The sequence below is a fragment of the Chryseobacterium sp. SIMBA_029 genome, assembly GCF_046535275.1.
Lineage (GTDB): Bacteria > Bacteroidota > Bacteroidia > Flavobacteriales > Weeksellaceae > Chryseobacterium.
The window spans coordinates 1-254 of sequence record NZ_JAWRXA010000577.1; the positions used below are offsets into that span (position 1 = coordinate 1).

Annotated in this window: 1 protein-coding gene; it reads left to right on the top strand. The window is 56.3% G+C overall.

The genetic code is table 11. The features are described 5' to 3' along the window. Positions 1-52: 52 nt before the first annotated feature. A complete protein-coding gene (locus SB679_RS25285; RefSeq protein WP_410705087.1) occupies positions 53-187 on the top strand; it encodes a hypothetical protein in 135 nt (44 codons plus the stop codon). Positions 188-254 lie beyond the last annotated feature (67 nt).

Consider the following 254-nt stretch of genomic DNA (forward strand, 5'->3'; position numbering starts at 1 on the left):
TCAGGAGCACCCAAGCTATACTCCTGAAAAATAATCCACAGGGAGGACCGCAATGCCCAATGTCATCGACTACCTTATCGAGAACCGCGCGCTGCGCAATCGCATTATCGATTTCATGTACCCCCTCGTCGGCATCGGCGGAATACTGGCCTCGATTTCCATGCTGCTTGCGCGCTACTACCGCTAGCGACTTCGCGTCAATCTCGGGTGCAACTCCAGCGCCCCAACCCGGCACCTCGCCACAAAAAAAGCCC

Bases quoted from the DNA above. Each gene is read 5' to 3' on its own strand.
- SB679_RS25285 (WP_410705087.1), top strand. From the start codon at position 53: ATGCCCAATGTCATCGACTACCTTATCGAGAACCGCGCGCTGCGCAAT.